The following is a 25,060-nucleotide window of genomic DNA, read 5'->3' on the forward strand; positions in this document are numbered from 1 at the left end:
TTTATCGATTCCTTTTCAAAAATCTCTCAACTTCATCAGTTGTTTTCAGACTATGCCTTTGCCAATTAAGTAAAACACGATCAATATACTTTAAAGAATATGCCTGAGACAATACAGCCTCTCGCAAAGCAAGTTCAATTAATTCAGGAGCATAGTGATCCACACTTAACCATTGCGCAATCTCTTCTCGTTCAATTGGACTCAGATAGCGACCAAATTCAACTTCTACTTTTCGTGACAAATAATTTAACGGATTATTTTCTAAATTATTAGCAACTGAAACAGTTTTATCTTTTTTCTTATCTTTGATCAAGACGTTTTGATCAATATAGTGATCAAGTGCATTATACAACTTATTGAGACTATATTTATTACCAATTTTATCCTGACTATCAGTCATTTGTTCAATAGTTAAATAATTTCGTTCAATTAGCCGCTGAATAAGATTACCCACATCACTAACCGATAAATTAGTATTAGCAGCAATCTTTTCATTAGATGGAAAACTCTCACCTCGTTGGCTAAATGCTTCCAATTGGATTATCAAAATTAGTTCAGCATCACTAATGCCTAATTGAGGGTAGTAAGCGATCAATCCATTTTGTAAGGTTGTAAAGCCTAATGCCCGATAATCATTAAATTCCAAAATAATTTCCTTTCAAAAACAAAAGTTGAACTAATAACTAGTCCAACTTTGTGTATCAATATTTAATTATTAACCAAATTAAGGTTGCATTCTGTTAATCAATCTTGGGAACGGAATTGCTTCACGAATGTGGTCAAGGTGACAAACCCAAGCAATTGTACGTTCAAAGCCCATACCAAATCCTGAGTGAGGAACTCCACCAAATTTACGAAGATCAAGGTACCATTGGTAATCTTCCAAGTTTAAGCCAGCATCTTCAATTTGTTGCTTAAGGATTTCGTAATTTCCTTCACGTTCTGAGCCACCAAAAATTTCACCATAACCTTCTGGTGCAATTACATCAGCACATAAGTATTCCTTAGGATTATCAGGATTCTTCTTCATATAGAATGGCTTAATTGAGGTTGGATAGTTGACAATGAAGACTGGACGATCATATTGTTCTGAAATATAGCCTTCATCTGGAGCACCAAAGTCATCGCCCCACTTAATATCACGTCCAGCATCTTGAAGCATTTTAATTGCATCATCGTATGGAAGACGAACGAAGTTACCTTCAGTAGTTGGGCGAAGTTTTTCAGGATCTCTACCAAGAATCTTAAGTTCATATTCATTATTTTCTAGAACTTGCTTCACCATGTAGGCAAGATATCTTTCTTGAATATCTAACGATTCATCTTGATGCATCCAAGCCATTTCTGGTTCCATCATCCAGAATTCAGTCATGTGACGACGACCCTTTGATTCTTCTGCTCTAAAAGTTGGACCAAAAGTAAAGATCTTACCATAAGCCATAGCACCGGCTTCACCATACAATTGACCTGATTGTGAAAGATATGCATCGTGGTCAAAGTATTCTACATGGAATAATTGAGTAGTACCTTCTGGAGCTGAATGCATAAAGATAGGTGCATCAAATTTGATAAAGCCTTCTTTTTCAAAGAAATCTACAGTAGCCTTAAACATGGTATTTCTAATTTGCATAATAGCAAATGGTTTCTTTGATCTTAACCATAAGTGGCGGTGATCAAGTAAGAAGTCAACACCATGTTCCTTATTACCAATTGGGTAACCTTCATTGTTTGAAACCACTTTTAAATCAGTGATTTGAATTTCATAACCAAAGTGTGAACGTGCGTCTTCATGAACAGTACCAGTAATGTAAAAACTTGCTTCTTGTCTAAGTGACTTAGCAGTATCAAATACTTCTTCTGATACATCATTCTTACGTACTACCCCTTGGAAAAATGCAGTACCATCACGTAATTGCAAAAAGATAATCTTTCCGCTTGATCGTTTATCTGTTAACCAAACATGCATCTTGACTTCTTCATCAACATGTTTAGAAGAATCTTTAATTGAAATCAATTCTGTCATAAATTCCTATCCACCTTTTTATCAATTATACAATTTCCATAATACCAAAGTTTCTACAAATTATCGACTTCTGAGATATCATTTCCATTTTTGAATTCATATAAAGTATAACCTAGGTTGCCGTTTTGTTTTTTGTAGGCCACTTCCCAAACGGCCTCACCCTTATACCAACCAAGATTAATATTATTTATTGTAGCATCCGTATGGATAGATTTAAACTTATTTTTAATCTTAGATTCAGTGATTCCTTTGGCCGCAGGATATAGATATGCCTTTTTAGAATTTGGTAAATAAATAAAGTAATATTGTTTTCCCTTATTATTGGTGCCTGCTATAGCATAGCTGCTAGTGCCGCGATCTAAATGATAATAGTTTTGAATCTTTCTAATTGGTGTTTTACTAGTAGCCAATTGCGTAACTTTTTGATCATTGCCCCGACTTCTAGATCCAGCATAATAAAAGATAGCAATGCTGGCTAGAAAGGCAACTATTATCAAACCAATTACCCAACTCACAAACTTGATTGTTTGTCTTGTATCATCTTGTAACATAATTATTTATTTTCTAATTTCTTTTTTAATTCTTCTCTAGTAACCTTTTCAACTTTGACAGGAATCGTTTGAAGGAACTCTTGACCATAATCTTTAGTCCATAATCTTGGGTCTAAAATTACAAATTGACCATGATCCTGTTCTCCTCTAATTAAACGGCCCATTCCTTGTCTAAAACGAATGACAGCTCTTGGTAAACTATCTTTAGTAAAAGAATCGATTCCCTGATCTTCCAATTTCTTCTGCCTTAAACGAACTTCAGGTTGATCAGGAGATTCAAACGGGATTTTTGCCGCAAAAACAGTATCAATCCCACAATCATGAAAATCAATTCCCTCCCAAAAACTATCGGCACCAATTATAATTGACTTTTTAGCAATTACAAACCTCTTAGCAATTCGGTTATTGGAACCAGACAATCCCTGGGCCAAGATTTCAAAATCTTTTAGCTGTGGCTCATTCATAATCATGGTAAAAACAGTTTTAATTTTTTCTAAATTAGTCATCAAAACAAGTACATGGTGCTTATCTTGAATGTCACTAAGTAAAATTTGTGCAATAGTCTTTTCAAATTCTTCACTATCAGGGCTAGGCATATTATTAACTGCCAGTACCTGCAAATGCTTTTTTATATTAAAAGTACTTTTACCAATATATTCAACCGGATGTAATTCTGTTAAAGCTAACTGGTTGATTGCATATTCAAAATTTCGATTACTGGTTAAAGTAGCACTGACGAAGGCAATATGGTCAAAACGACTATAGATTTGTTTTAATACTTCACCAGCATCAAGCATTAACCAGTCTAAATTGGTACTTAGTGGATCATCAGGATTAGTAATCATCAAAATAAAGCCATCTTGCTCTAAACCTTTTTGATCAGAAAGCAAATCAGCCAATTGATAGCCCTTTTCAGAGTAATAATCTAGGCGATCAATTTGTTCCGTAATCTCATTAACTAATACCTCAACATTAGCCAGCATGCGTTCTTGTTCATTATATAATTCAAATAAAACCTGATTAGTTAAGTCCCTAACCTCTTCTAATTTTTGTTGGAACTTAGGTAAAATCGCTTTAAACTTGCTATTTCCGCCAAATAAACTTTTTCCTTGAAAACTAAGTTCTAGATTACCATTAGCTAAAACTGTCCGATTAACAGCATTATCTCTTTGAAAATAAAGTTGCTTTTGTAATTCATTAATTAACTGAATTAATTCCAAAATTTTAGGATCTATTTTCTTTAGTAAAAGGTTCAGCTGCACATCATCATTAAATTGCGCTTCAACACTTTCATCTGAGAAATAAAGCAAATTACGGAGATGACTTAAAACTCCCCACAAAGCTTCAAAACGCAAAGAATCATTACGCGAACTTACGACATTGTCTGTGAAACGATGAGCTTCATCAATGACTAAATACGGATTCTGACCCCAAATTGTATCCATATAGTGGTTAGCCAAATAAGCATGATTAGTCACCAATATATCCGCTTCTTCTTGTCGTTTACGCGCTAAATTCCAAAAATCGACCCCTGCAAAACGGCTACCTACTCTTGCATCCCCTGGATGTTGAATCTGTGCAAAGAGTGGTGCATTATAGTTAGTTAAATTTAATTCATCTAAATCACCAGTTTTAGTCTTAGTCAGCCAAACCAGTATCTGCATCTGTAATATCAAGGTTTGCTTATTCGGTGTACCTTGAAAAATCGTCTGTACAAATCCGTCAAGGTCAAGGTAACGACTACTTGACTTAACTACTTCTGCAGTCAAATCCAACTTAGTCACCTTAAATAACTGCGGAATTTCATGTTCAATCACTTGTTCTTGCAACACTTTAGTTGGTGTAGCTACAACTAATTTTCTACCAGAATAAAGCTGATAAGCATAAGCAAAAAGATAAGAAAAAGTTTTCCCAGTCCCGTTAGGTGCTTCAATTAGCATCGCTCTTTTATCTGGATCATTAATAAACTGATGCAAATGATTAATTAGGTCGACTTGAGCTCTACGAAAGTGTAAACGACCTTTAAATAGCTTTTGTTTCTCTGAGTCAGTCTTTGGGAATTTAGCATTCCCACCATGTGCTTCAGAATTATCATTTTGTTTTTGCAGAATAATATTACGCACTTGCATATATTCTTTACCTAAAGGCCGTTTTTCTTGACGTAAATTATCTGCAATCGTTGTAATCACCCAAGATGTATCCCGAATAAGCCCATGAGATAATGAACTGAGGGTATTCAGTGTAGCTTGAGGTAGACTTTCTAATTTATTAAAAATTTCAAGCAATAAAACTGCAGTCCCATAAGCATCAGAATCTGCCTTATGTGGATCTAAATGTTTAATCCCCAATTGTGTTGTCAAATCACTCAACTTATAAGATGGAAAAGTCGGAAAAGCAATCTTAGCCAGTTCTACAGTATCAATTGCTTTATTTGTAAGTGCCTCATAACCATGTTGCACTAGTTCATAATTCAAAAAAGGCAAATCAAAGTCAACATTATGAGCTACGAAAACAGTATTTTGCAAAATTTTAGTAATTTTGGGTGCATAATAATCAAAATCTCTTTGTTTTGCTACATCTTGATCATTAATTCCGGTTAAATTAACAACTGATTGTGGTATTTCACGATGCGGATTGATCAAAAATGAATAAGTTTTAACTACCTTGAGATTTTTAATAATAGCACACCCAAACTGAATAATATGATGCCCATTCTCACGTTGCGTTCCTGTAGTCTCTAGATCAACTACAGCAAATGTATCTTTAGTAAAACTTTTTGCCATAATTTCCTCCTTCCTCTATTTCACTTCAACCGCTTGTTTAGCATCAAGCAGAATTAAATATTTTCCAATAACTTTTTTTTGACTAAATTCATTGATAGCTTGTTCATATAGTCTAAGCTGACCTGTATATTTTTCTTTAATCAATTCAATTGATTCAGATAAATGCGATTGATCAACGTGGTCAGTTTTGTAGTCAAACAAAATAATACCATCATTTTTGACAAAATAGCCATCTATTGTACCATGAACCAAAATTTTGGCATTAGGATCTGAAAAGTTTTTAAACAAAGTTTTAGCGGAGATTAAACTAGAAAAATCTATTTCTCGCTTTAAATTCTCTGGCTTTTGCCAAAATTCCTCGGCAAAATTGCTATGAACAAACCACTCAATTTGGTCTTTCTTTAAACTAGAAACAATTTCTGGATTCAGTTTCTTTTGCTTAATCAATTCTTGAATTTCTACTTCTAGTTGATCTTCAGCACCATTGCCTTGATAATCATAATACTGCAAAATCATGTGTGTAGCAGTTCCAATTTCTGCACCAGTAAACTTAGTTTGATACAAGAAATTAGGTTTAGTATCAATCGGTTGTAAATAACGATTAGTCGATGTCAATAAGTGAGCATTCTCTAATTCGGTCTCGATCGGATCGTTGAATGCTTTTTTTATTTCAGATACCGCCTGATAAGCTGTAGTTTCACTAGCATCTTTAAACGGATAATTAAATTGATAAAGCCGTTTCGTGGTTTGATTTAAAAGGTTACTTTGCGTTTTATCATTACTTGTCTCCGCTTTCTGATAATCAGGTAGTTCACCGTTAGCATTTTCATAATTAATATACAAAAACGACTGACTCTTATCCAACGAATTAGTAATATCAGACATTTTCACAGCTAGGTGTCGATCTAAAGCCAACGCAGGTCCCATAAAACTCAATGGACTAGTGGAAGATAACTTATCTGCTAACGATAATTGACCAATCTGATTTAGTTCAGTCGACCATTCTTTAACTCGTTTATCCAGATTAGGAACATCGCCAACCAAAATTAATTTCTGCTTAGCCCGCGTTAATGCTACATAAAGAATTCGCGCTTCTTCTTCTAATAATTGCCTTTTTTTAGTTACATTTCCCATCGCTTTAACTAAAGAGTCAATCCGATAATGTTCTTCACGGAGCGTAATTCCTATACTATCTGAGCTAATCACATAGTTACCTTTTAAATCACGCATTTGATATTTATGCTGCATCCCCACATAAAACACGATCGGAAATTCTAGTCCCTTAGAACCATGAATAGTCATTAATCTGACCGCATTACCAGCTTCTTTAGTTAATAAAGGCTGTGCCAAGTCCTTCTGACTTTGCCGCATCCGATTAATAAAATTGATAAATTGGTATAATCCCTTGAACCCTGCACTCTCATATGAAGCAGCACGTTCATATAAAGCTTCTAGATTAACTCGTCGCTGTTCACCATTAGGTAGTGCGGTCATTATCTCTAATAAATTTGTCCTAGCATAAATGCTCCAAATCAATTCAGAAATACGATGTGCCGTGGCAAACTTGCGCAAATCAGCTAGTTGATTTAAAAAATCTTTGATTCGAGTACTTAATTCATCTCCTACACCTACATAAGAAGTCAATGCACTATAGAAAGTAGAGTTCTTACTCTTGATACGAATTTTAGCTAAATCCTTTTCACCAAAATTAAACAAAGGCGAACGTAAAACTGAAACTAATGGAATATCCTGATCGGGATTATCAATGATCTTTAAGTAGTTCATCATAACAGTCAATTCAAAAGTTTGAAAATAATTCTTCGCATCAGTTACAAATAATGGTATATCCTGCTTAGCAAATTCCTGCATTATTTCCAAATTATCACTACGACTTCTAGTCAAGATAGCAATATCACTGTAACGTAACTCTCTCATTCCTGTTTTACTATCAAAGATTTGTACACGCTCTTCTTTTAGTTGCTTAATACGTGCTAAAACCATTTGAATTTCAGAAAAATCTATCTCATTTTCATCTTCATTACTGCTATTTTTCTTTTCATGAACAATTACTTCACTAGCTTTAGGAGTGTTTTCAGGATAATACTTAGCACCAAAAATCAATTGTCCTTCTTTTTGATAGTCAATCCCGCCAAAATCTGAACTTAGCACACTTTTAAATACTTGATTTACAATTTTGGTAACCGGCTCAGTAGAGCGGAAATTATCTGACAACAGAATTCTTTTGGTTTGTTTATTATCATCATTGGCAAAATCATGGTATTTTTTCAAAAATAAGCTTGGCTCTGCTTGTCTAAAGCCATAGATCGACTGCTTTACATCACCAACCATGAAAAGCGTATTTTTATCTTTATTTTTGATTTGCTGGATGATATTTTCTTGCAAAGCATTAATATCCTGATATTCATCAATCAAAATCTCTTTGAATTTATTTTGATAAAATTCACGAGCCATTTGAGAATTCGATGTATCTTGACTCAAAATCTGATAAGCCAATTGTTCCATATCACTATAGTCAAGCAAATTTTCACTGCGCTTCAGCTTATTAAACCGATCAATCAAGGCTAGCTCGGATTTAGCAATTGCAGCAACAATCTTTTGGCCGCGCTGCATGACTTTAATTTGTTCTTGTTCATCAACAGCAAAAAATGAAGTAAAAGTATCAAAAACAAAATTTTTTGCTTCATCTTTTAACTTTTGTAGGTCTTCATAAAAATTTAGAACATCTTCATCCCATTTACTTGACTTACGATAATTCACTGTAAAAACACACGAACGTAATAGTTCTCGTTGTTTATCGTAGTCTGCATCATTTTCTAAAGCAAAAACAAAATGATCTAAATTTTGTGCAAACAAGGTAAAAGCTTCCTTAGCCTTAGCTAGCTCTTTTGTTTCTATTACTGGATTTTCTAAATAATCATTAATTTTCCCTTGTAAGTCGCCAATACTAGTAAGCAAGTATGGCTTAATCTGTTTTTGCCACAAATCAGATTCCACGATACTGCCATTAACCACGTAAACATCAACCAATTTTTTTAACCATGAGCGATACTCAGGTTTGGCCATGGCAAAATCATACAAATCTAGCAACAAGTCGCGCGGGCTATCCGCATCTCGATCCCCTGCAAAGTTATCATAAAAATGCCTAAAATTTACGTCTTTCTCTTCTAGAAACTCCCCTTCAATTTCACGTAATGCACGTTCTTTTAACAATGCAGCCTGAGTATCATCAGTTAGAATACTAAAACTTGGATCTAAGTTTACAGAGTAATAAAAGCGATGGATTACTTCTAGACAAAATGCATCAATTGTAGAAATATTAGCAGTATCCACTTGATTTAGCTGCTCACGTAAATATCTGCGATTAGATCCCGGCTTTGCTAATTCAGCTGATAATGCCTGTTTAATTCTAGTTTTCATTTCTTCAGCTGCTGCTTTGGTAAATGTAATTACTAATAATTCATCAACTTGGGTTCCCGAAAGAATCTCCCTTAAAACGCGCTCAACAAGAACAGTTGTCTTACCACTACCTGCAGAAGCAGAAACCAGAATATCATGACCACGATCATCAATTGCTTGTTGTTGCTCTTTAGTAAATTGAGACAATTTTATTGTTCCTTTCCTAATTTCTCTTTGATCTTAAGAATTAATTCTTTTTTATTCAGATTGTTTATTTCATGATATTGATTTTGACGCAGCATCGCATCAAAAAAGAATACATCACGATAATCAGAATAAGTTAAGGCATTCTTCGCTTTGCCATAACGATATGGATTAAGTTCAATTTTTCCAGATAAAATTTGGCTTGATGCTTGTCGAATAAGATACTCATCGTATTCTAGCAGTAATTCAATTTCTTTCTCACTAAAGTTGCGGTCACGTGGCAAGCTAAAGCCACCTCTAGCCTTAGTTTTAACCCCAGTATACAGTTCAGAAGAATAGCTAGGATGATCATCAAGTAATGGCTCAGCTTCTACTAAGATTTCTGGATCATTGCTGATTAAGCCAGTATACATCAGCTTGGGTTTACTATCAGTTGCTCCCTTTTTCAAATTTAAACTACTATCAATTAGTTTATTGCTATTCAAACGTTCTAATTGTCTAGTAACAGTTTGATAAAAAGCACCCAATAATGAAAGACGATCTTTTCCAGCAAAAAATTGATCATTTTTAGTCAAAACATCCAAATAAGAAACCATCTGTAAAGCAATTCCGTTATAAAACATCCCAAGATCAAATTTTTTAGCTGATGACTTGTAATCAATAACCTGGGCTAAAACTTGATCCTTATCATTGAAATTGGCCAAATCAACCCGGTCCATTTTACCGCGCAAATCAACTTTATGTTGACCTGATATATCTGGCACTTCTAAGCTTAATCCTTTAATTTTTTCGCCTAACCCAAAACTTAATTCAGAATACTTAGCCCGTAACGGGGTTTCCTTCAAGGAGCGCCGCCAATTATGAGCTACCTTAGAAGTAGTATGGTCTAGACACTTGAAAAGATATTGATTAAAAGGATCATTCATTAATTGAGAATATTTTCCTTCATCCTTCATCACATTTCGCACCGAATTAAGCATTTGTTCCAGTTCTATGCTGCTTAAATCTGCTAAGTCGGTATGCTGCTTGTTTAGTTTTTTCACTAAACGGTCAAAAGTCTCGTGAAAATAGTTTCCAGCCTGAATAACATCAAATTCATTTTCAAACCGTCGCCGCAGCTTAAGCCCATAATTCAAGAAATATTCATATGAATTTTCATAAAAAGTTTCCAGTTGTGACACAGATGAATTCAAGTTTTGACCATACAATTGACTAGCCAAGTCCTGACCAATATTTTCTGGCTGGTTATCAAAATCACTTGCTTCAAGCACTGTCTTCGTTTTTTGAGGTAGTTGCTCCTGTGTGATTTTTAATAACTCTTGCACAGCAAGACCTGAATTTATTGAATTCATATAGGTTAAATAGCCTAAACTTGCATCAGGGTTAGTAATGAAAGACAAAAGATCCTGCATCTTTTCTGGCAAATCATGTTGAACAAATTGCTGAGCACCATAATCCTTTAAACGTTGATAATAAATTGAAGGATCAAGTTCTTCATTTGAAGCATTAAGCACTGGATAAGATACATATACCCTATCTTGTGCTAAAGCTAGCGACAAACCAAACTGATAATTTTGGTCTAAGTTATTAAGCTGTTGACTATCTTCTAAGTAAGATTCTGAATTAAAACTATTTTGTAGCTGATTCAAGTTTTCAGTAGTTAAAAAACCTGGCATTTTCTGAATTTGGGGTAAATTATTAGCAGTAGCGCCAATGATAAACACTTGCTTATAGCCGCTAGTTTGTACCATCCCCATTTCAGAAAGGTTTACCGCATCAAGTGTTGAAGGAATTTGGGAAAAATTTGCTTCTCGGAAAGCGCTAATTAACATATTAAAGAATTCATTTAAATCAAAAGTTTCAGGATTAATTGCTAAATAGTCTTGCAACAGCTGCATTAATAAATCCCATAATTGCTCTGGTTGCTGCGCCTGCTGTAAATCACCGGCTTCATTGGCCTCATCACGCCATTTTTCTAATCGGTCGGCAATTCCATTCTTAGTTAAGAACTCAAAAAATATCGTTAACGCCTTTTGACTATCTTTTTCTTGCTCTATTATTTTGAAAAATGTTGAAATCTTATCAACCAAGTAGCTGCGCAAACGATCGATCTTAGCTACTTCATCATCCATTTTGTCTAAGCGGATCACTTCAGCATTCACAAAATTATCAAAGTGTTTTTTCCATAAATTATGATTAATACCATGAGCCAGAACAAAATTCTCTAGTTCATCAACATCATGAATATACTCCGCCTCTTCCTTATACCAAGAAGGTATTAACAAGTGTGTCTTTAGGATGGCTAGCATATTTTGTGTTTGAAACGGATTCTCATGTAAGTTAAATAAGCTTTCAATTAAAACAACCAGAGGATGATACTTCATTTCCTGTTGTAAATCATTAAAAAATGGAATCTGATTTTGACGTAAAATTGGCGTCAAATAAGTCTCGTATTCCTTTAAATTTGGAGCTAAAATCAAAAAATCATGATAGCGATAGTTGCTTAGTGCTACCTGTTGATAAATAGTCCGCGCTACAAAATAAGCCTCTGCATATCGAGAGTCTGCTTTAACTAATTGTACCTGCTTCAATTCGTCAACTTTAGGAATTGTCTCCGTCCAAAGACTATTTAATATTTCACGACCATTTGGTTGCGAATTAAGCGGAAAAGTTGCTGTCACGTAGTCCATTTTTCTCTCTTGTAAGAACAGCGTTAAGCGCTTAATAGTTTGCTGGATTACATAATCATAATCTCCTTCTTCCGCACTAGAATTAATTTCACCTAAGCGCGTTTTAAACGCAAGGATTACATCTTTTGCTTTACGCATCAAAATTTTAATCGTTAGTGTTTCCTGTAATGAAAAATGTGAAAAATCACAGAAATAAAAACTGGCTTGCTTTAAATTTTTACTTTTAGCTAAAATTTCATTTAGTTGCAGCTGAACCTCATTCTTAGTAGAGAATTTACCCGCAATTTCTTTAATAAAGGCATCATAGATAATCCGCAAATCATGTAATTTATTTTTAGTTTCTTGATCTAAATTATCCTCTGATATCTCGTCTAAATCTAAATTTCCGTCATAAACTTGCAAAATTGTCTGATAAAGCTGATTTACTAATCCAGAATTAACATTAACATTTTCAAAAATAGTCAATTCATCTTTTTTGTTCTCAATAATATGAGCTAAGAGCATTGCACTAGCTGCATCATCTAGTTGATTAGGCAATCCTTGTTCGGCATCTTTTAAGAAAAACCAAGCTAAACGCGAAAAAGACAAAACATGCAAATTTTTAACTGCAGTCTCAGTTTGTTGTTTGCTTGTTGCTAATTTGTTAATTGCCCTAACTTCTGTGGTAAACTTAATATGATTAGGAACGATGATAAAAGTTTCTTGTTCTGGGTGTTGCTGATAGTTTTCAACTGCTTCTTCCAGAATTTTTTCTTGTAATGGGTCGGTTTGTCGTCCTGTAAGAATTTTGATCATTTGTTCGCACTCCTTGCTTTTTATTTTATCATAGCAAGGGCAATCTTTTGTATAAATCTATTTTAAGGATGATTAAAAATGAAAAGCAGCTATTTAGCTCATGGCAAGGTAATTATTATTGGGGAGCATTCAGTAGTTTATGGATATGATGCTTTAGCTATGCCAATTAAGGCTTTACACATTAAAACTACTGTTGAATCTGCTTCTCAAATGTGGATGGATACCGCTCGCTATCACGGTCCATTATTTGAAGCACCGGCAGAATATGATGGCCTAAAATACGTAGTTAAACATATGCAAAAAAAGGCTGGCAATAACCATCCACTTAAAATTACATACACTGGTGAAATTCCAATGGAACGTGGTTTTGGTTCAAGCGCTACTGTTGCATTAGGTACCACTAAGGCAATGAACCAATTCTTTCAGCTGAATATGACTGAAAAAGAAATTATGACTGTAACTAATCATGCTGAAATGATCAATCATGGTAAAGCTTCTGGTCTTGATGCAGCCACTGTTAATTCAGATTATCTAGTTTTTTTTAATAAAAAAATGGGGCCTAAAATATTACAAACCAAATTAGGAGCTACCCTGTTAATCATGGATACTGGTCAACTAGGCAATACAAAGGAAGCTGTTTTTTTAGTTAAAAAAATGCTTGAAAAGTCCGACTATGCCAAGAAAAAAATAGCTCGCTTGGGTGAATTAGCGGATCTTACTAAAAAAGCTTGGATCAAGCACGATCGTCAAGCAGTTGGACAGATTTTTAATGAAGCACAAGAAATTTTGCACTCATTTGATCTTTCAACAAATAAAATTGACCAACTGCAAAAAATTGCCTTGTCAAATAACGCTTTAGGCTTTAAATTATCAGGCGGAGGTCTTGGCGGCATTACTATTTCCTTGTGCGATAACGAAACTGTCGCCCAAGAAATTGCCGCTAAATGTAAAGATTTAATTAGTGACTACTGGATTGAGGAGATTTAATGAATAGAACCGCACGAGCACATACAAATATTGCTTTAATCAAGTACTGGGGCAAAGCTGACGACAAATTACGTCTTCCTTTAATGTCTAGTTTATCAATGACTTTAGATGCTTTTTATACTGATACTAGCGTTGAAAAAACAGATGGTGAAAATCAATTTTTCTTAAATAATCAACAGCAAACTGCTGCAGCTAGTCAACGTGTTTTTGCTTATCTAAAAAAATTGCAGGCTCGTTTTCACGTCACTGGCAATTTAATCGTTAAATCTGTCAATCACGTCCCTACTTCTGCAGGATTAGCATCATCTAGTTCTGCTTTTGCGGCACTAGCTGCTGCTTTTTGTCAATGCTATGACATCAACATTGATCTAGAAGATTTATCTCGTTTAGCCAGGATTGGATCTGGTTCTGCCAGCCGCTCCGTTTATGGCGGTTTTGCTGTTTGGCAAAAAGGTAATAGTGACGAAACATCTTACGCATATGCACTAGATGAAACACCAACGATGGATCTTCACCTTTTAGCAGTTGAATTAAATACCAAACAAAAAAAGATTTCTTCGACTTATGGTATGAAAGATGCCCAATCTTCTCCATTTTTCAGGCCCTGGCTTGAACGCAACGATTCAGAATTAAATGAAATGATCAAAGCTATAAAAAGTAATGATTTCACTGCCCTAGGCCAGTTAGCTGAGTTAAATGCAAATGAAATGCATGCAATTAATTTAACTGCACAGCCTGAATTCACTTACTTTGAGCCGCAAACCATTCAAGCTATTAAATTAGTTGAACAACTTCGTACTGAAGGAATTGAATGTTACTATACAATTGATGCAGGACCAAATATTAAGGTACTTTGCCAATTAAGAAATAGCAAAGATATCATTCAACGCTTTTCGTCCGAATTTAATAATGTTAATATAGTGAATGCAAGTTTTGGTCCTGGAATTACTTATTTGGACTAGTTGTAATTAAAAAAGTTAATTAGATTCGAGGATTTAGTTCTTTTGATAACAGAAAAAGCGCCCGGAAAGTTATATATTGCCGGAGAATATGCAGTATTAGAGCAAGATTGTCCTGCTATTTTAGTAGCAGTTAACCAATTTGTACGTGTGTCAATCACTAAGAGTAAAGGGGCAACTGGCTTAATTCACTCCAAGCAATACTCACAGGATTCGATTCATTGGGTTCGTCAGGGCTCAAAAATGGTAATCGATAATCGTGACAACCCTTTTGAATATATTTTGTCAGCTATTTCATTTACTGAACAATATTGTATTGAGCAAAATATCAAGATGAAAGTCTATGATTTACACGTCAATTCAGACTTAGATTCTGCAGATGGTAAAAAATATGGTTTAGGTTCAAGTGCAGCTGTCACAGTAGCTACAGTTAAAGCTATCTTGCGTTTTTATGGCGTAAAAATGAGCAATGAACTGGTTTATAAATTATCGGCTATTTCACACTATTCAGTTCAAGGAAATGGCTCAGCTGGTGACATTGCAGCTAGTGTCTATGGCGGCTGGTTAGCTTACCAAACTTTTGACAAAAAATGGTTAAAGCAAGAATTAGCTAATAAGACTTTAGTTCAAGTCGTTAATGAAGCTTGGCCTGGCTTAAAAGTTGAATTACTAACTCCTCCTAAAGATATGAAACTGATGATTGGTTGGAGTCAAAAGCCAGCATCAACTTCACGCCTCGTTGATGAAACTAACGCTAATAAGGCGGCTTTGAATATGGAATATAAAAATTTCTTAGCAGCTTCTAGAGCTTGTGTTTTAAAGATGGTTCAAGGTTTCGAAGCAAACAATATTGCTTTAATCAAACAACAAATTCGGGCTAACCGTAAATTGTTGCAGCACTTTGCCAAAATTAACCAAATTGCCATTGAAATTCCACGTTTATCGCAATTAATCAAAATTGCAGAAAATTTTGGTGGAGCTGCTAAAACTTCTGGTGCTGGTAATGGTGACTGTGGCATTGTGATTACAGATGCTAATACCGATGTTGAAGCACTTGAAAGCGAATGGCGCCATAATGGAATTATGCCTCTTAATTTTAAGGTTCACCAGATTATCATGGCTCATTGATGGAGAGTTCTATGTCGATTAGATCTGAAAGAAAAGAAGAACATCTGAAGTTAGCTCAGATGTTTTTTAATAAAGAAAAATATAATAGTTTTGATCAACTGCATTTGTTGCGCCCTGCTCTGCCTGAAACAAAAGTCGATCCAACTATTCTGGGATCAGAAATGTTTGGCAAAAATGTTTCTGCGCCTTTTTTTATCAATGCTATGACTGGTGGCTCAGCTGCTTCTAAACAAATTAATCAAGCATTGGGACAGGTTGCCCAGCAGCAAAATATTGCCCTAGCTTTGGGATCTGCCAGCATTTTAGCTAAGGAAAATGATCAACTAGACAGTTTTATGGTTGCCAGAGCAGAAGATCCAGATGGTGTACTAATTGTTAATGTTAATCCAGAAACACCAATCTCTGCAATTAAACAAATTATCCAAGAATTAAATGCAGATGCGCTTCAGATCCATTTAAATACAATACAAGAAATTGCCATGCCTGAAGGTGATCGTGACTTTCGTTGGCTTGATTCAATTAAAGCAATTCGTACCGCTATCGATTTGCCCATTATTATTAAAGAAGTCGGTTTTGGATTGGATCAAACAAGTATTCATCTTTTAAAAGTAAATGGCATTGAATACTTCGATGTCGCCGGTTCTGGTGGCACAAACTTTGCCCAGATTGAGAATGCACGTAATGCCAGTGACGTTTCATACTTAGAAGATTTAGGTTTACCTACTGTGGTGACTGCTCTGATGGCATGGCAAGAGCAAGTTAAATTTTTTGTTTCTGGTGGAGTACGTAATCCCCTAGATATTTTAAAAGGTTTAGCTCTAGGAGGAAAATTTGTTGGTATTTCAAATGTTTTTTTACAAGAATACATCCAAAATGGTAGTACTGGATTAGAGCAATTAATTACTAATTGGAAAAATGAATTGGCTGCTTTAATTGCTGTTTACGGCAAAAAAGATTTAGCATCCCTGGTACAAATAAAAAAATACTATGATTTACCATTAAAGGCTCAAATCGATCAGTTACTGTAAAGTAAAAGCACTAGTTAATGATTACTAGTGCTTTTACTTTACATAATTTTCCTTATTTAATTTCAAGCAATTTGGCAATTTCTTTTTGAACAGCACTTTCATTACTTGAACCAATAATTTGCCCTGCAGCTTGTTTGGCTTCTGGCAACGCCGTTGCAGTAGCAAAACTACGGCCTACATATTTCAGCATTCCTACATCATTACCGCTATCGCCAAAAGCTATCATCTCACTTGATTTGATCCCTAATTTTTGACTCAAATATGCTAGACCTACTGCTTTATTCATTCCCTTAGTTTGCATATCAATCGAGTCTGCTGCACCAGAAACAAAACCAACCTCCGGATATTTTTCTTTTAATTCGCGCAAAATTTTAGACATTTTATCTTCTGGCACTGTCAGACTGACCTTGAAAATCTGATCATCAATTTCTCCAAAAGAATCTACTACAGTAATATGCTCCATGTATTTTTTCATTTCTTGTTTATAAGCTCGTCCACTGCTCTTTTTAACATAAGCACTTACTAACCCCATCACTACAGCTGGATATGGATATTCAGTAGTTATTTTTAATAAAGTTTGATATATGTCATCACTTAACGAGTCAACATGCAAAATTTGTCTTCCTTGAGCAACTAATGCCCCATTTTCAGCTACAAAATAAATTTTATCCAAAACCTCAGGAAAACGAGTCATTAAGTTAGCATATTGATTGCCACTAGCAACTACAAATTTAATCCCCTGCTTTTGCATTTCCGCAAATTCACGCAAAAATAATTCTTTATCATAGTCTTTCTGGTCAGTTAACCAGGTTCCGTCCATATCTGTCGCAATTAGTTTTATCATTTTCTCAATCCCTTTGGGTAAAAGTTCTTCAATACTTGATTACCAGCGATTTTGCCAAAACTAAATATTAATTTTTGATAGCTGACTAACACAAAGCCCCGCAAATCACTGTCCACTTTAACGGTTTCACCGTGCAAATAATTTTGGTATTCTTCAATTGTCGGTAAATCATAAACCCGTTCTTGCTTTACCTTACCTAGCACTTCTGCCAATTGATGTCCTGGTTCAAAACGTTTTTTCTTTAATATACCCAACTCGACTCCATTATTAATTACATGAAGCTTACTTTTTTCAGGCAAACTGATTGCAGGAATATAGACATGTTCATTACGGACTTTTGCTTTATTACGCCAGTCACTTAAAGCAACTGGTAAATTAAACTGATCCATTACCTGACCAACTAGTTCCTGATCATTTTGGGTTAAGCGCCACGGATCACGCTTGGCTTTTTTGTTTTTGCTCTTTTTTTCAATTCTAGCTTTACCTACTTTTTGTAAAACTGCCACAAATTGTCCTTCACCTATACCATCTTGAGGCCAAAAGCGTAATGTTTTAGTCAAATCAGGATTTCCATCAGCCCACTCAGGCTGTCCAACATCAATCTTATTAGCTTGTATCCCTGTATCTAAAATTGTAAAACCATATTCTTTATTTAACCAGCTAACAATCTGCTCATCCTCTTCTGGCGCAAAGGTACAAGTTGAATAAATTAAGCGTCCGCCAGGTTGAAGCATCTTAACAGCTTCATTGAGGATCTCTTTTTGACGGTTCTGGCATGTTAAAACATAGTCTTGAGACCAATAACCAATTGCCTCCGGATTTTTTCTAAACATTCCTTCACCACTACATGGAGCATCGACTAAAATCACATCAAAAAATTCTGAAAAAATTGGAACTAACTTTTCTGGACTTTCATTAGTAATTAAGGCATTACTGATGCCCCAACGTTCAATATTTTCCCGTAGTGCCTTTACTCGTGTTGCAGAGATTTCATTAGCTACTAAAAGGCCCTCACCCTTCAATTGTTCTCCTAATGCTGTTGTTTTTCCTCCAGGCGCAGCACACAGATCTAGCACGCGCTCTCCTGGCCGAACACCACTAATTGCCGCAGGAAACATAGCCGCTGGATCTTGAGAATAAACACTACCGCTTACCCACTCAGGATCTTCCCCCGATACTTCACCATAATAGGCTGAATTTATTTGCGGTACTGAATCAGTAAGCTCATATGAAACCTTAGTAGGCTTCAATGTATTAATTCTAAAAGCTTTTTTGCTCTCTTCATTCATCGCCGCAAATAGTTCTTGTGCTTTTTTGGTACCTAATAATTTTTCATATTTAGTTTTAAATTCATTTGGTAGATTTAGCAATTTTCCTGTCCTTTCTCACTAAGTAATAGACCATCCCACAAAACGCCAATACAATTACAACCCAGGAAGCTATTAATGTAACTATTAAAGAACCATATGTTGAATAAAAGGCATGCCATCTTAAAAAGAAGTATGTAGCAAGGGCAAAAATAGCCTCTATTAAAAATAAACGTACGCTGCGGTTAATTACCCAATTGCGCAGCAAATCATCGTGTAGACGTGTTAAACGAGCCTGACGCTTAATTCCTATTGCAAGCAACATATTTGTGATCATTCCGACCAATAGGCAAACAACTAACATTAAAATATCCGGCACGACAGATAAACGATCACGATGATGCTCTTGAACAAAAGACGGAATATGCAAACTAGCATGATAATGCTTAGCAATCTTTTCAATCACTGCAGGTGTTGCATCTACTACAATTCGATAATTCTTGAGCTGGTCTTTAGCAGTTGGCTGATCAATTCCTGTACTTAGATAATATTTATCCATTTCTACCTGTGGATAGTCCTTAAATTCGCCTATAACAGAATAATAATTTTTGCCTAAAATAACATATTTATTATTCTGCACATCTAATAAATTAAGTTTAACTGTTGGCCCCAGCACCACAAAAGAAACCTGTCCTTTAAAATCATCAGGCGAAAAATAGCGACCACTCTCAGTTGGCAAGCCAGTAACGGCATGATTAGCCCAAACAAGCACTTGTTTTTTTTCATAATTATTATCTAAATGCAGTTGAATTTGATGATTCGCATAATTTTTGTCCAAATATTTTAGGAAAATACTAATCTTTTCATCACTATCTGTTCTAAAATAGCGGGTATTATTAGTTAAGCCGTGTGCTTCCAGCAATTCGTCAGCATAACTAGATTCAATATTGGAGAGCATTGTTCCAATTCCTAAAAAAGATAATAAAAGAATCAGTAACAAAAATATCTTTTTAAAATTCATTTTTTATTTCAAATACCTGTTCATTAATAAAATCGAAGCTTTGCAAGGAATGATTAATCTCGTCTAAAGCTGCACTATTTTTAAACCAATTTTGGTGCCAAAATTCTGGTGAATTAGTAGCACCATCTTTTTCACCAACAAAGAGCAAATGACAACTTGGATTATACTTATGCCAAGCTGCCACAGTTTCTAAATCTCCGTGACCGAAATTTGGTGACCACGAACATAGAACTAGATTAACTGTGTGATACTTCTTAATTGCTTGGTCAGCTGGTAAATCTTCTACTGGATAAAAAGGCTTAGCTCCAGTGGTCGACGTCTTGGCCCACTCTAATGAGTCTGTACTGTGAACTTTAATTCCAACCTGAGCCAAAGCTTGAGACCAATACGCGTTGCCTGCCATGATTTCTAACGCTGTTTGTACATGCAGCTTATTTTTAATTAACTGCGCAGTCTGAATATTAGGCAGAGACCAGATGCCATATATTAAAGAGAGATATTGCCGAAAATTATTAAGTAAATTATTTAAATCCCTTAAGGCCCCTTCTTTATCTGGTCCCACCTCAACTAAAACTTCTTCAAATTCATCTGGCAATAAACCTAATCTGCGTGGTGCCCGCTTCAATGGCTTACCTGCTTGTACATAACTATCAATTAATGCTATTTCTTCAACTTGTCGTTTAACCGCAGGATGATTTATCTCTTGCTCTAATTTTGTTAATTTCGTCAAAAATTTTGTCATACTTAAACACCTTAATATGATTTTACCATTCAACGGCGGAGAATTCAGTTATAATAAGACTAGCAAGCAAAGGAGATATTCTATGGTTGAAACCAAAAAGAGAAATGATGATGAAAGCATTGGCCGCTTTGTTTTAGACATAATTATTATGTTTGCAATTTTGATGGGAATTTACTACTTTATTTTTAGTTTTTTCCTATCAAATGAAACAGTATCTGGTCCATCAATGCAGCCCACATTTGAGAATGGCGATCGTTTGATTGCTGTACGTCATTTTACGCCTAAACGAAATGATATCGTCATTCTAAAAGCACCAGACCAAAAAGGTGCTCTGTATATCAAGCGAATTATTGGTACACCTGGTGATATGGTTACTTCTAAAAATGATAAGCTTTACATTAACGGCAAACAAATTGCAGAACCATATTTAAATAATGGCTACCAAAGAAAGTCACATAAATTAGGTGAACTCTATACTAACAATTTCACTTTAAAAAAGCGAGTACCTAAGGATAGTTACTTCGTCATGGGAGATCACCGTGACGTCTCAAAGGACTCCCGTTACTTTGGGTTTGTTAAACGAAGCGCGCTAGTTGGACGAGTCGTATTCAGGTATTGGCCGTTTACACAATGGAAAACATTTTAATTGAAAAATTACAAAAAATTTTATTTTTCGTCCTGATTTGATTAAAATTAAAGAGTAAGGAGAAATTATTATGAATGAGCAAGAAGAATTATCTGATGCAATTATTAATTTTCAAGTAAAACACCATGTTAATGACACTGATCTAGCATTTGCTAGTCACCTATCAGTTGAAAAAGTCCATGCTATGAAAACTGGTGATGGTCAATTTACAGCTGAAGAAGTAAATCAACTTTATGACTATATGTCAGCTAATGCTTAGTTAACTACAAAAAAGAGCTTCATTTCTTGATTGAAATGAAGCTCTTTTTTTGCATTAATTAATCTATTTTTGGTTCAAGATATTTCTTCACGAATACTAGATTCAAAATACCGAAAACAAGGCTAACAATAAACAAGCATAAATCATCTAACCAGATTGGATCGGTTGCTTGTAAATTTGGACTCTTATCAACAAAGCCCTGTAACTTAGACATAAAGATCATGCCGCAGTAAGCTGCGACAATTACCAAAATTGCGATAATTAACAAGCGAGCCCAAACTGTACTCTTAAACGGCAAGAAATCAGTAATTACTCGCGAACTAAAATTGGCAAAGCTGACAAAGAAGTAAATGATTAAAATTATCAAAATGATAAACAACCAATGAAAAGCAAGCATTCGATTGCTAGTTATTTCAACGCCGGGAACTGTTTTAATTGGATACAGACCAAACTCACGAAATGCTTGAGCAAAACTGTCTGCCCCGCAACTAGGGATCAGCAACAGACTATTAACGATTTCTTGCAGCAAGAAGAAATAACCACATGCCAGCAAACTGCTAAATATATTAGCTAAGTATGTTTTTCGTTCATCGCTAGCTGCTAAATGCCAGGTTTGACTCAGATTAATTTTTTCATTTTGCCAACATGTAATCGCACAAAAGGCAAAATCAATGTATAAAGTCACATAGACAAAATTATTGCGCCAGAATTGCCCTAAATTTTTAGACGGCAGATTTGCTAGACCATTCCAATTTTTGAAAAGAAGAAAATAACCTGATAAAAATACTACAGCAAAGATATTAATTAAGAAAACCAAATAAATAAATTTTCTTTTTTGCGTCCACATTTGCCTAAACAAGGTCCAAAAATTCGTCACTATCTACCCCTCCCCTTCAATTAACGATTAATTATCTTAGGTTCGACAAATTTACTCATTAAGTAGCTGTCGATTGCTCCTAAAACAATTGCTCCTGCAAAGTACTCAACCACTGAAATACCCAATGGATCATATGCTGCTTCTTTGGCAAAACGATGCAAATACATAGCAGTAATTTGTTCGTTTAGCTGTTCAGCAATCAAGATTGCAATAATCACAATCACTGCCATCACAAATAACTTAATGACAATATTATTGTTAACTGGCAATTGATCAACAATTACTTTCGTCAAAAAATTAGCAAAACTGACAAAAGTCATAATAACTAAAACCGTTCCAGTTAAGAACAATAGAAATTCAATTAATAAACTAGCATCTGCCCAAGTAACTTTAGCATCAACTAAGTCATGAAGCAGTGAATAATGATGACTTAAATTATCAATCATAGCAGCAACGAAGCCTAAAATGACTTGAATTACAAAAATATAAATACATTCAACTAAACTAGAAAGCATATTAATCAGCCAGATTTTGACACTTGAAGCTGGAGCTAGCTGCCAAGTTTGACTGAGGTTGATTTTTTCATTTTGCCAGCAAAGCAGACCAACAAAAATCACATCGGCAATCGGCGTTTTGAGCATTCCTGCACTAAGCAAACGATCTAGCCAATTACTGTCCTTACTAATGTTGAGATAAGCTAAATTGCTTTTATCTAACAGAGCCATTACCAGCAAAAAAAGGACTGCAAAAACTTGTAATAACAAAACTAAGTTAGCGTAGCGCCTTTTTTGCACAAACATTTGCTTAAACAAGGTCTTAAAATTTGCCATAAAAAACTCCTAATTCTGTTTTGCTTCTACGAATTTATTCAAAAGCAAGATATCGATCAAAGTAATCACAACATCAAAGACCAAGAATTGAAGAATCGTAGTGGCATAGTTAATATCCTGGCTGTTGACCATAAAAGGACTAAACTTTCCTAAGACTGAAAAGATAATTGTTGCCGCATGGCCTAAAATCCAAATAATCGCAATAATTACAATTACTCTAATAATAAAGGTCCATACTTTACTTGAGCCACCTGGCAAAAAATCAATAATGCTGCGGCTTGCTAGGTTAAGCAAACTTACAATTGCGTACCAAGCATAGCCAATAAAAATGATTAGCAGCAAACTTTCGAGCATTGTTTGCCAGTCTCTTGCTGAAAGATGGATTCTAGCCTGACCTATTGCTTTGCGCACATCTTGATCAGACAACATCGGCAAAAGGGTAACGATTATCGTGACCGCTTCTAAAATTCCTAACCAAATATAAGTTAAAAATGCTGTCCCAAAATTGCTAAGCAAAAACTTAGTATCAGTTACCGGAATCAAGCGCCAAGTTTGACTGCGATTAATTTTTTCATTCTTGATTGAAGAAATAATCCAATAAACAAAATCAGCGATAAATGACGTTATCAGCATCATTACTGCAAATACAGCGAGAAAAGCAACAATCACATTGACAGAACTAGTATCTTTTCCATTAACAAATTCTGGTGTACCATTTTCCGAAACAAAACCAATAATTGTAAAACATAAACTAGCAAAGGCTTGAATTAAGAAGATTAAATAGACTGACTTGCTTTTTTCTTGAAACATTCGATTAAACAATGTGTTAAAACTAGTCATTATTCATCATCCTCATCTGCATAAAAACTTTCATAGTATTCTTCGATTGACTTATGCGTTTGACGAATGTCATCTGCTGACTTGTGTTCCAAAACGGTATGATCTTTTACAATAACCACTTCATCAAGCAATGATGAAATTTCATTGACAAAGTGATCTGAGATTAAAATCGTTGCCTTTTCATCTTTCCACAAAATGATGGAATTAATAATTTTCTTTCGAGCCATTGCATCAATCCCACCAAAAGGTTCATCAAGTAAATACAAATCTGCTTTACGAGCAAATGTTAAAGCAATAATCAATTTTTCACGCATTCCTCGTGATAACTGACTCAACTTCATTTCAGGATCTAATTTCATAAACTTACGCAGCTCATCGAATTCATTCTCATCAAAATCTTGAAAAATCGTTGCGTAAAATTTAACCACTTCCTTGATCTTTGTTGAATCGCTGAAGCCAGTTAAACCATCAGTAAAAGACAACTTAGCCTTTCTTTCTGCCTCTTTTGTTGCCCCCTCTAAATTAATTTCGCCTTTGTAATTCTTAGCTACACCGGCAATAATTCGCATCAAAGTGGTCTTACCAGCACCATTTTCACCAAGTAAAGCAACAATCTTGCCAGGAGCTAAATTCAAGTTCACATCTTGCAATACTTGCTTCTGATTTTTCTTATAACTTACATCTTTAATAGCTAATAAATCATTCATTCTGATCCCCACCATTTTTTAAATAATTCTCTAACGTTGAAACTAACCCATTCTTTCCTATTCCAAACTCTTCCATATTTTGAACAAACTGTTCTAATTCATTATTAATTAATGACTGCTTGGTTTCGGATAATAGTTTAGTATCTTCAGTAACAAAATTACCTTCGCCACGTTTAGTATAAAGAATACCTTGACTGTTCATCTGTTGTAGTGCTCTTTGCACGGTATTAACATTAACGGTTAATTCTAGAGCAAGTTTTCTAACAGAAGGAATCTTCTCACCAGCTGTTAACTTGCCTAAAGCAATTTGACGATACAAGTATTGTTCAATCTGAAGATAAATAGGAATATTATCTTTAAATTCCATTTACTCAGCTCCTATTTTACACTGTATTATTAGTCTATTACACTAACTATAATAC

21 protein-coding genes are annotated in these 25,060 nt (G+C 34.9%); 6 read left to right on the forward strand and 15 right to left on the reverse strand.

Features of this window, described 5'->3' with window-relative positions:
- Position 1 precedes the first annotated feature (1 nt).
- From CP367_RS02330 to rexB, 6 genes are all read right to left on the reverse strand, one after another.
- A complete protein-coding gene (locus tag CP367_RS02330; protein ID WP_005719684.1) occupies positions 2-646 on the reverse strand; it encodes a DnaD domain protein in 645 nt (214 codons plus the stop codon).
- Between the two features lie 78 nt (positions 647-724).
- Positions 725-2,023 (reverse strand): asparagine--tRNA ligase, encoded by a 1,299-nt coding sequence (gene asnS / locus CP367_RS02335; RefSeq protein ID WP_089145764.1) that lies wholly within the window; start codon positions 2,021-2,023, stop codon positions 725-727.
- A 53-nt stretch (positions 2,024-2,076) separates the two neighbouring features.
- Positions 2,077-2,574, reverse strand: coding sequence for a hypothetical protein (locus tag CP367_RS02340; protein ID WP_013086404.1), 498 nt, complete (start codon positions 2,572-2,574; stop codon positions 2,077-2,079).
- Positions 2,575-2,576: 2 nt separating this feature from the next.
- Entirely contained in the window at positions 2,577-5,357 is a 2,781-nt protein-coding gene (locus CP367_RS02345) for a DnaQ family exonuclease/DinG family helicase (protein ID WP_089145765.1), read from the reverse strand.
- A 15-nt stretch (positions 5,358-5,372) separates the two neighbouring features.
- Entirely contained in the window at positions 5,373-8,981 is a 3,609-nt protein-coding gene (addA, locus tag CP367_RS02350; protein ID WP_065990345.1) for a helicase-exonuclease AddAB subunit AddA, read from the reverse strand.
- Between the two features lie 2 nt (positions 8,982-8,983).
- Positions 8,984-12,463: an ATP-dependent helicase/nuclease RexB gene (gene rexB / locus CP367_RS02355; RefSeq protein ID WP_089145766.1), complete on the reverse strand. Its 3,480-nt coding sequence runs from the start codon at positions 12,461-12,463 to the stop codon at positions 8,984-8,986.
- 78 nt (positions 12,464-12,541) lie between these two features.
- Here rexB and mvk point away from each other — a divergent pair, with 78 nt between their 5' ends.
- Genes mvk through fni form a run of 4 tightly spaced genes read left to right on the forward strand, consistent with a single transcriptional unit; the run spans position 12,542 to position 16,565 of the window.
- The gene (gene mvk / locus CP367_RS02360; RefSeq protein WP_089143296.1) at positions 12,542-13,450 is read left to right on the forward strand and encodes a mevalonate kinase; all 909 of its coding nucleotides are present in this window, start codon (positions 12,542-12,544) and stop codon (positions 13,448-13,450) included.
- On the forward strand, positions 13,450-14,412 hold the full coding sequence (gene mvaD / locus CP367_RS02365; protein WP_013086410.1) for a diphosphomevalonate decarboxylase: 963 nt from the start codon (positions 13,450-13,452) through the stop codon (positions 14,410-14,412). The genes mvk and mvaD overlap by 1 nt, the downstream gene beginning before the upstream one ends.
- 42 nt (positions 14,413-14,454) lie before the next feature.
- A complete protein-coding gene (locus CP367_RS02370) occupies positions 14,455-15,537 on the forward strand; it encodes a phosphomevalonate kinase (protein WP_005719692.1) in 1,083 nt (360 codons plus the stop codon).
- An 11-nt stretch (positions 15,538-15,548) separates the two neighbouring features.
- A complete protein-coding gene (gene fni, locus CP367_RS02375; RefSeq protein ID WP_089145767.1) occupies positions 15,549-16,565 on the forward strand; it encodes a type 2 isopentenyl-diphosphate Delta-isomerase in 1,017 nt (338 codons plus the stop codon).
- A gap of 52 nt (positions 16,566-16,617) precedes the next feature.
- Here the strand turns inward: fni and CP367_RS02380 are convergent, their stop codons facing one another.
- Genes CP367_RS02380 through CP367_RS02395 form a run of 4 tightly spaced genes read right to left on the reverse strand, consistent with a single transcriptional unit; the run spans position 16,618 to position 20,479 of the window.
- A complete protein-coding gene (locus CP367_RS02380; protein ID WP_005719694.1) occupies positions 16,618-17,409 on the reverse strand; it encodes a Cof-type HAD-IIB family hydrolase in 792 nt (263 codons plus the stop codon).
- Positions 17,406-18,779: an RsmB/NOP family class I SAM-dependent RNA methyltransferase gene (locus tag CP367_RS02385; protein WP_089143295.1), complete on the reverse strand. Its 1,374-nt coding sequence runs from the start codon at positions 18,777-18,779 to the stop codon at positions 17,406-17,408. The genes CP367_RS02380 and CP367_RS02385 overlap by 4 nt, the downstream gene beginning before the upstream one ends.
- Positions 18,760-19,737, reverse strand: a complete 978-nt coding sequence (locus tag CP367_RS02390) for a hypothetical protein (protein ID WP_083554561.1) — start codon at positions 19,735-19,737, stop codon at positions 18,760-18,762. Before CP367_RS02390 ends, CP367_RS02385 begins: the two co-directional genes overlap by 20 nt.
- A complete protein-coding gene (locus CP367_RS02395) occupies positions 19,727-20,479 on the reverse strand; it encodes a hypothetical protein (RefSeq protein WP_013086416.1) in 753 nt (250 codons plus the stop codon). Before CP367_RS02395 ends, CP367_RS02390 begins: the two co-directional genes overlap by 11 nt.
- 82 nt (positions 20,480-20,561) lie before the next feature.
- On the opposite strand from CP367_RS02395, the gene lepB reads away from it, so the two are divergent.
- Both lepB and CP367_RS02405 read left to right on the forward strand, forming a co-directional pair.
- On the forward strand, positions 20,562-21,125 hold the full coding sequence (lepB, locus tag CP367_RS02400) for a signal peptidase I (protein ID WP_005722374.1): 564 nt from the start codon (positions 20,562-20,564) through the stop codon (positions 21,123-21,125).
- 70 nt (positions 21,126-21,195) lie between these two features.
- Complete coding sequence (locus CP367_RS02405) at positions 21,196-21,384, forward strand: LBP_cg2779 family protein (protein WP_013086417.1); 189 nt, start codon at positions 21,196-21,198, stop codon at positions 21,382-21,384.
- 58 nt (positions 21,385-21,442) lie between these two features.
- Here the strand turns inward: CP367_RS02405 and CP367_RS02410 are convergent, their stop codons facing one another.
- From CP367_RS02410 to CP367_RS02430, 5 genes are read right to left on the reverse strand one after another with little or no spacing between them, the layout of a single operon-like run.
- Positions 21,443-22,261: a hypothetical protein gene (locus CP367_RS02410; RefSeq protein ID WP_005719705.1), complete on the reverse strand. Its 819-nt coding sequence runs from the start codon at positions 22,259-22,261 to the stop codon at positions 21,443-21,445.
- Positions 22,262-22,281: 20 nt separating this feature from the next.
- Entirely contained in the window at positions 22,282-23,091 is an 810-nt protein-coding gene (locus CP367_RS02415) for a hypothetical protein (protein WP_013086419.1), read from the reverse strand.
- A 9-nt stretch (positions 23,092-23,100) separates the two neighbouring features.
- Entirely contained in the window at positions 23,101-23,931 is an 831-nt protein-coding gene (locus CP367_RS02420) for an ABC transporter permease (RefSeq protein ID WP_089143294.1), read from the reverse strand.
- The gene (locus CP367_RS02425; RefSeq protein ID WP_005723095.1) at positions 23,931-24,638 is read right to left on the reverse strand and encodes an ATP-binding cassette domain-containing protein; all 708 of its coding nucleotides are present in this window, start codon (positions 24,636-24,638) and stop codon (positions 23,931-23,933) included. The genes CP367_RS02420 and CP367_RS02425 overlap by 1 nt, the downstream gene beginning before the upstream one ends.
- The gene (locus CP367_RS02430; protein WP_089145768.1) at positions 24,631-25,005 is read right to left on the reverse strand and encodes a GntR family transcriptional regulator; all 375 of its coding nucleotides are present in this window, start codon (positions 25,003-25,005) and stop codon (positions 24,631-24,633) included. Before CP367_RS02430 ends, CP367_RS02425 begins: the two co-directional genes overlap by 8 nt.
- Positions 25,006-25,060 lie beyond the last annotated feature (55 nt).

It is taken from the genome of Lactobacillus sp. UMNPBX16 (assembly GCF_002553775.1).
Taxonomy (GTDB): domain Bacteria; phylum Bacillota; class Bacilli; order Lactobacillales; family Lactobacillaceae; genus Lactobacillus; species Lactobacillus crispatus.

What these genes read in the sequence shown, in the direction of transcription:
- asnS (WP_089145764.1), bottom strand. Translation starts at nt 2,023, where the DNA reads ATGACAGAATTGATTTCAATTAAAGATTCTTCTAAACATGTTGATGAA.
- CP367_RS02340 (WP_013086404.1), bottom strand. Translation starts at nt 2,574, where the DNA reads ATGTTACAAGATGATACAAGACAAACAATCAAGTTTGTGAGTTGGGTA.
- CP367_RS02345 (WP_089145765.1), bottom strand. Translation starts at nt 5,357, where the DNA reads ATGGCAAAAAGTTTTACTAAAGATACATTTGCTGTAGTTGATCTAGAG.
- rexB (WP_089145766.1), bottom strand. Translation starts at nt 12,463, where the DNA reads ATGATCAAAATTCTTACAGGACGACAAACCGACCCATTACAAGAAAAA.
- mvk (WP_089143296.1), top strand. Translation starts at nt 12,542, where the DNA reads ATGAAAAGCAGCTATTTAGCTCATGGCAAGGTAATTATTATTGGGGAG.
- mvaD (WP_013086410.1), top strand. Translation starts at nt 13,450, where the DNA reads ATGAATAGAACCGCACGAGCACATACAAATATTGCTTTAATCAAGTAC.
- fni (WP_089145767.1), top strand. Translation starts at nt 15,549, where the DNA reads ATGTCGATTAGATCTGAAAGAAAAGAAGAACATCTGAAGTTAGCTCAG.
- CP367_RS02380 (WP_005719694.1), bottom strand. Translation starts at nt 17,409, where the DNA reads ATGATAAAACTAATTGCGACAGATATGGACGGAACCTGGTTAACTGAC.
- CP367_RS02390 (WP_083554561.1), bottom strand. Translation starts at nt 19,737, where the DNA reads ATGAATTTTAAAAAGATATTTTTGTTACTGATTCTTTTATTATCTTTT.
- CP367_RS02395 (WP_013086416.1), bottom strand. Translation starts at nt 20,479, where the DNA reads ATGACAAAATTTTTGACGAAATTAACAAAATTAGAGCAAGAGATAAAT.
- lepB (WP_005722374.1), top strand. Translation starts at nt 20,562, where the DNA reads ATGGTTGAAACCAAAAAGAGAAATGATGATGAAAGCATTGGCCGCTTT.
- CP367_RS02405 (WP_013086417.1), top strand. Translation starts at nt 21,196, where the DNA reads ATGAATGAGCAAGAAGAATTATCTGATGCAATTATTAATTTTCAAGTA.
- CP367_RS02415 (WP_013086419.1), bottom strand. Translation starts at nt 23,091, where the DNA reads ATGGCAAATTTTAAGACCTTGTTTAAGCAAATGTTTGTGCAAAAAAGG.
- CP367_RS02420 (WP_089143294.1), bottom strand. Translation starts at nt 23,931, where the DNA reads ATGACTAGTTTTAACACATTGTTTAATCGAATGTTTCAAGAAAAAAGC.
- CP367_RS02425 (WP_005723095.1), bottom strand. Translation starts at nt 24,638, where the DNA reads ATGAATGATTTATTAGCTATTAAAGATGTAAGTTATAAGAAAAATCAG.
- CP367_RS02430 (WP_089145768.1), bottom strand. Translation starts at nt 25,005, where the DNA reads ATGGAATTTAAAGATAATATTCCTATTTATCTTCAGATTGAACAATAC.